Source organism: Falsiroseomonas oryzae (assembly GCF_027856955.1).
GTDB classification, from domain to species: Bacteria; Pseudomonadota; Alphaproteobacteria; order Acetobacterales; family Acetobacteraceae; genus Falsiroseomonas; species Falsiroseomonas oryzae.
In genome coordinates, this window is sequence record NZ_JAPSMD010000423.1 from 1 (window position 1) to 4,565 (window position 4,565).

At 71.4% G+C, this 4,565-nt stretch carries 5 protein-coding genes and 1 pseudogene; 2 read left to right on the forward strand and 4 right to left on the reverse strand.

The window, feature by feature from the left end; all coding sequences use genetic code 11:
- The 4 genes from OZN99_RS26060 to OZN99_RS26075 all read right to left on the reverse strand — a co-directional run.
- Window positions 1-464, reverse strand: a 464-nt coding sequence (locus OZN99_RS26060; protein ID WP_270938149.1) for a hypothetical protein, incomplete at its 3' end; no start/stop codon positions are given.
- A 109-nt stretch (window positions 465-573) separates the two neighbouring features.
- Complete coding sequence (locus OZN99_RS26065; RefSeq protein WP_270938153.1) at window positions 574-1,293, reverse strand: haloacid dehalogenase type II; 720 nt, start codon at window positions 1,291-1,293, stop codon at window positions 574-576.
- Window positions 1,294-1,298: 5 nt separating this feature from the next.
- The gene (locus tag OZN99_RS26070; protein WP_270938150.1) at window positions 1,299-2,198 is read right to left on the reverse strand and encodes an isocitrate lyase/PEP mutase family protein; all 900 of its coding nucleotides are present in this window, start codon (window positions 2,196-2,198) and stop codon (window positions 1,299-1,301) included.
- A gap of 346 nt (window positions 2,199-2,544) precedes the next feature.
- The gene (locus OZN99_RS26075; RefSeq protein WP_270938151.1) at window positions 2,545-3,180 is read right to left on the reverse strand and encodes a PEP-CTERM sorting domain-containing protein; all 636 of its coding nucleotides are present in this window, start codon (window positions 3,178-3,180) and stop codon (window positions 2,545-2,547) included.
- Between the two features lie 385 nt (window positions 3,181-3,565).
- Here OZN99_RS26075 and OZN99_RS26080 point away from each other — a divergent pair, with 385 nt between their 5' ends.
- Complete coding sequence (locus OZN99_RS26080) at window positions 3,566-4,315, forward strand: SDR family oxidoreductase (protein ID WP_270938152.1); 750 nt, start codon at window positions 3,566-3,568, stop codon at window positions 4,313-4,315.
- A gap of 39 nt (window positions 4,316-4,354) precedes the next feature.
- Window positions 4,355-4,565, forward strand: a pseudogene (locus OZN99_RS26085) (L,D-transpeptidase family protein); the annotation flags it as partial.

The window sequence follows — 4,565 nt, forward strand, 5'->3', positions numbered from 1 at the left end:
GGGCGCGGCGCACGCGGCGCGCGGATCACCGGCGCCGTGACGTCGCCCGAAGGCAGGCGCACCGAGGTGACGGCGCCGGGCTCCGGCGCCAGCGCCACCGGCGCCGGCGGCAGCGCCTCCATGCCCACGCGGAAGGCGCGGACGTGGTCGCTTTCGCTGAGGTCCACCAGGTCGGCGGGCGGCGCGGTGGCGAAGGCGACGAAGACCTCGTTGGCGAAGACCGGCACCGCGGCGGCCGGCAACTCCATCAGGAAGGGGCGCGGGATGCGTTCCAGCTCCCCCTTGTGCACCACGATCCAGTCGAAGCCCTTCGCCGGCTCCGACCGCAGCTGGGAGAAGCGCAGCGCGCGCGGCAGCACGTAGCGGAAGGGGTCCGGGGCGACCAGGCGGTCGGCGGCGCCCAGCCGGCCGCGCAGGAAGTCGGCCGTGTCGGCCCAGGCCTTGTCGTCATGGGGGAAGGACATGACGGCTATCTCGCGGAGGCCGGGCGGGCAATCAAGCCCGTGGCGCCCCGATGACCAGAGGGCCGTCAGGCCCGGAGGTCTGAATCGGGTCGCCCAACATGCAACGCAATCAGGCCGGGCAGCCGAGCTTCTCCGCCATGTCCTGCAGGTCTGCCGCGACCACGTCCCAGTCCTGCTCCGGCGCCAGGTTCGTGGTCTGCCCCGGCCCGTGCTCGGTGGCGCGCAGCACGAAGCCCGTGGCGAAGCCCACGCCGCGCGCCGCCTCCAGGTCGTCGTTGTGGGCGGCGACAAGCATGCAGGCGGCGGGCGGCAGGCCGAGAATGTCGGCCGTGTTCAGGTAGGCGCGGGGATCGCGCTTGTAGGCCCGCGCCACCTCCGCGCCCAGGATCGCGTCCCAGGGCAGGCCGGCGCGCTTGGCCATGTTCAGCAGCAGCGCGATGTTGCCGTTGGACAGCGGCGCGATGATGAAGCGCGCCTTCAGCCGGGTCAGGCCGGGGATGGAATCGGGCCAGGGATCCAGCCGGTGCCAGGCGCGGTTCAGATGGTCCAGCTCGGCTTCCGGGATGCGCGCCGGGTCGGCGCCGAGGTCGCGCAGCACGCCCTCCAGGTTCTCCCGGTGCAGCACGTCGAGCCGCGTGAAGGGACGCCTTCCCTCGATCACCTCCTTCATCGCCGGCCGGTAGCGCTTGCGCCAGGCATCGGCGAAGGCGTGCGGATCGGCGGCGATGCCGTGCTTCGCCAGGAAGGGCGCGGCGTCGCGCGCGATGCCGTTGCGCCAGTCCACCACCGTGCCGAAGGTGTCGAACAGCAGCGCCTGCACGCCCTGCATCGCGCTCACTCCGCGGCCTTCTGCGGCGGCAGGTTGCCGGCGATCTCGGCCCATTTGCGGTCGAAGGCCCAGACCTCCGGGAAGCCCATCAGTTCGCAGATGCGCCCGAAGCCATAGGAGGCATCGGCGGGCAGGTTGTTGGAGTGGCCATCCTTCTTCAGCGTCGCATAGGCGCGCTCCAGCGCGGCCGCGGCGGTCAGGAAGCCGACCGCGGGGTAGATCGCGATCCGGTAGCCGTATCTGTGCAGCGTCTCCGCCGGCAGGATCGGCGTGCGCCCGCCCTCCACCATGTTGGCGAAGAGCGGCTTGCTGATCTGCCGGCCCACCTCGGCCATCTCGGCCTCGCTCTCCGGGCTCTCGATGAAGATCACGTCGGCGCCGGCGTCGGCGTACATCTTCCCGCGCCGGATCGCCTCCTCCAGGCCGAGCGTGGTGCGCGCGTCGGTGCGCGCGATGATCAGGAAGTCCGGGCTCTTCCGCGCCTCCACCGCGACGCGGATCTTGAGCGCCATCTCCTCGGCCGGGATGACGCGGCGGCCCGGCGTGTGGCCGCACTTCTTCGGCATCTCCTGGTCCTCGAGCTGGATCGCGGTGACGCCCGCGGCCTCGTAGCCCATCACCGTGTGGCGCACGTTGAGCAGCCCGCCGTAGCCGGTGTCGGCATCCGAGATCAGCGGCGTGCGGCAGCCGCGCGCGATGGTCCCCATGCGGGAGACCATGTCGGTGTAGGTCGCGATCCCCGCGTCGGCCACGCCGAGATGGGAGGCGGTGACGCCGAAGCCGGTCGCGTAGAGCGCCTTGAACCCCATGCCGTCCGCCACCTTGGCGGAGATCATGTCGAAGACGCCGGGGGCGAGGATGAACTCGTTGGCGTCGAGGGCCTTGCGGAGGCTGGGATCGGGCATCGGGCGCTTCCTCGCTTGTGCTGGGGCGCCCTGACTACCGCCGCGCGGTCCGGATCGGAAGCCGCGCGGCGGCGTCGGGCCCGATCAGCCGGCCGGCGGCGCCGCAACAGAGCGGCGGCCGCGATTGCCTGGCGGGACAGGAGCGCCGTCGGCCGCCGTCGGAGCGAGTGAGCCACGCGGCACGGCGCGAGCAGGACACCATCGCCCCGAGCAGCCCGGGCGAGACCGCCCGGTGCAGCAGCATGCCCTCAGCTTCATTGCCCGCTGCGAGGGCAGCACAGAGCGACGTCGCGTTGCGTCCCGGTGGGGACGCCCGCGCTGAAAGCGGACGCCGAACGGCGGCCGCTCAGGCCACCTGGCGTCGCCGGCTCAAGGCGAGACCCGCCAGGGCCAACGAGAGCAGGCCGAGCGTACCGGGTTCGGGGACCGGCGTCTCGGCGGCCGTGGGGAGGGTCACGCGGCCGATCTCGGCGCCCTTATCGCCCGTGTTCGTGATGGTGTACTGGCTGGTGTAGAAGCCCAGGGGGGAACCCACGTTGCTGGTCGACAGGAACGAGAAGCCCGTGAATATTGCGTTTGTGGTCTGATTTGAGGTGTTGTAACGAATAGTCAGGTTGACGAGACTCGGCGAATCGACGGGCAACGTGAGCGGAGCGGTGATGCCGAACAGGACTGTCGGGGTCAGGGCGGCGTGGCTCCCCGGGGCGAAAACCGAGCCGGGGACATAGCCCGCGATGTCGTAGAGCGTGAGGAAATCCTGGCTGCCAAGGGTGCCAGGCGACAGCGTCCCGTTGCCCTGTTCAAGCTCGAATTGCCCTCCCGAGGTGGTCAGGAAGACGTTGTAAAGCCAACGATAGAACGATCCCTCGGGGGAGACGCCCACGAGCTGCGGCGAGTAGATCGCCGCCTGGGCGTCCCGAGCACTGCCCATGACCATGCCCACGGCGAGCGCCGCGAGAACCATGCGAACCTTCCAGATCATCTACCCCGTTTCCCTTGCTTCTGGCTGATGCGCCGGACCCGTGGCAGCACGATCCGTGCCACTGTGAGAACGTCCTTATTCGTCAGTCACTTGGCCGCGCCGCTCGGGTCGTTGCAACGCGCGCTGTAAAGAAGACCGACGCTGAGACAGCGGCCGAGGACTGCCACAGCCGCCGGGCTGCGCAGCGCGTCGGCCCAGGCCGACGGCAGTCTTCCCTCGTGGGAAGAACAGCGAAGTACTGGCTCCGGGCCAGGGTGGCGAGGCGTCACGAGCGTCCGCACCTCCCCTCGGAGGGATGACAGGGCATGTAAGAAATGGTGACATTTCCCTTTGATGCATGCCGACATGGGGCGGCGGCGCAGTGCGGAGGTCGGAACGTCACGGCATGACCAGGCGGGTGCTGCTCATCACCGGGGCGGGCAAGGGCATCGGCGCCGCTGTCGCGCGCCTTGCCGCGGCGCGCGGCCATGACCTGCTGCTGACCTGGGGCAGCGACCGGGCCGCTGCGGAAAGCACGGCGGAGGCCTGCCGCGAGGCCGGCGCCACGGTGGAACTCGTCCAGGCCGATGCCGCCGACGCCGAGGCCACCGCGCGTGCCTTCGCCGCCTGCGATGCCCGCTTCGGCCGGCTCGACGCCTTCGTGGCCAATGCCGGCACGACGGGACTGGCTTCCACCTTCCTCGACTCCACCGACGCCACCTGGCGGCGCGTCTTCGAGATCAACGTGCTCGGCCTCGCCACCGCCTGTCGGGAGGCGGCGCGGCGCATGGCGACCTCGCGCGGCGGGCAGGGCGGCGGGATCGTCTGCATCGGCTCCCGCGCGCCCGCCTTCGGCGCGCCCTTCGAGTTCGTCCATTACGCCGCGAGCAAGGGCGCGGTGGACCCGCTGGTGCGCGGCCTGGCGAAGGAACTGGCGGGGGAGGGCATCCGGGTGAACGCCGTCGCGCCCGGGATGATCGACACCGCCATCCACGCCTCCGCCGGCATCCCGGAACGCGTGGCGCGGATCGTCCCCACCGTGCCGATGCAGCGGCTCGGCACGCCCGAGGAGGTGGCGGAGGCCGTGCTCTGGCTGCTCTCCGACGCGGCGTCCTATGTCACCGGCGCGGTGCTGGACGTCTCCGGGGGACGTTGAGCTTTTGCAATGCTGCCCGCGCGATTGTATCACGCTGGCATGCGCACGGCCCGCCGACCCCTTCTCGCCGCCGCCCTCGGTCTTGCCGCCAGCCGGCTCGCGCCGGAGGCCCGCGCCGCGGCGGCCGCCCCCGCCCCGTACGCCGCCGACCCGCTGACCCGGCTGGCGGCGCGTCTTGCGCGCCTGGACGAGGACGGGCTCGATCCCCGCCATTACGGCGTGCCCGATCCGGCCCAGGTCGCCGCCGATC

Excerpts from the sequence above, each read along its gene's own strand:
- OZN99_RS26065 (WP_270938153.1), bottom strand. The coding sequence starts at position 1,293 with ATGCAGGGCGTGCAGGCGCTGCTGTTCGACACCTTCGGCACGGTGGTG.
- OZN99_RS26070 (WP_270938150.1), bottom strand. The coding sequence starts at position 2,198 with ATGCCCGATCCCAGCCTCCGCAAGGCCCTCGACGCCAACGAGTTCATC.
- OZN99_RS26075 (WP_270938151.1), bottom strand. The coding sequence starts at position 3,180 with ATGATCTGGAAGGTTCGCATGGTTCTCGCGGCGCTCGCCGTGGGCATG.
- OZN99_RS26080 (WP_270938152.1), top strand. The coding sequence starts at position 3,566 with ATGACCAGGCGGGTGCTGCTCATCACCGGGGCGGGCAAGGGCATCGGC.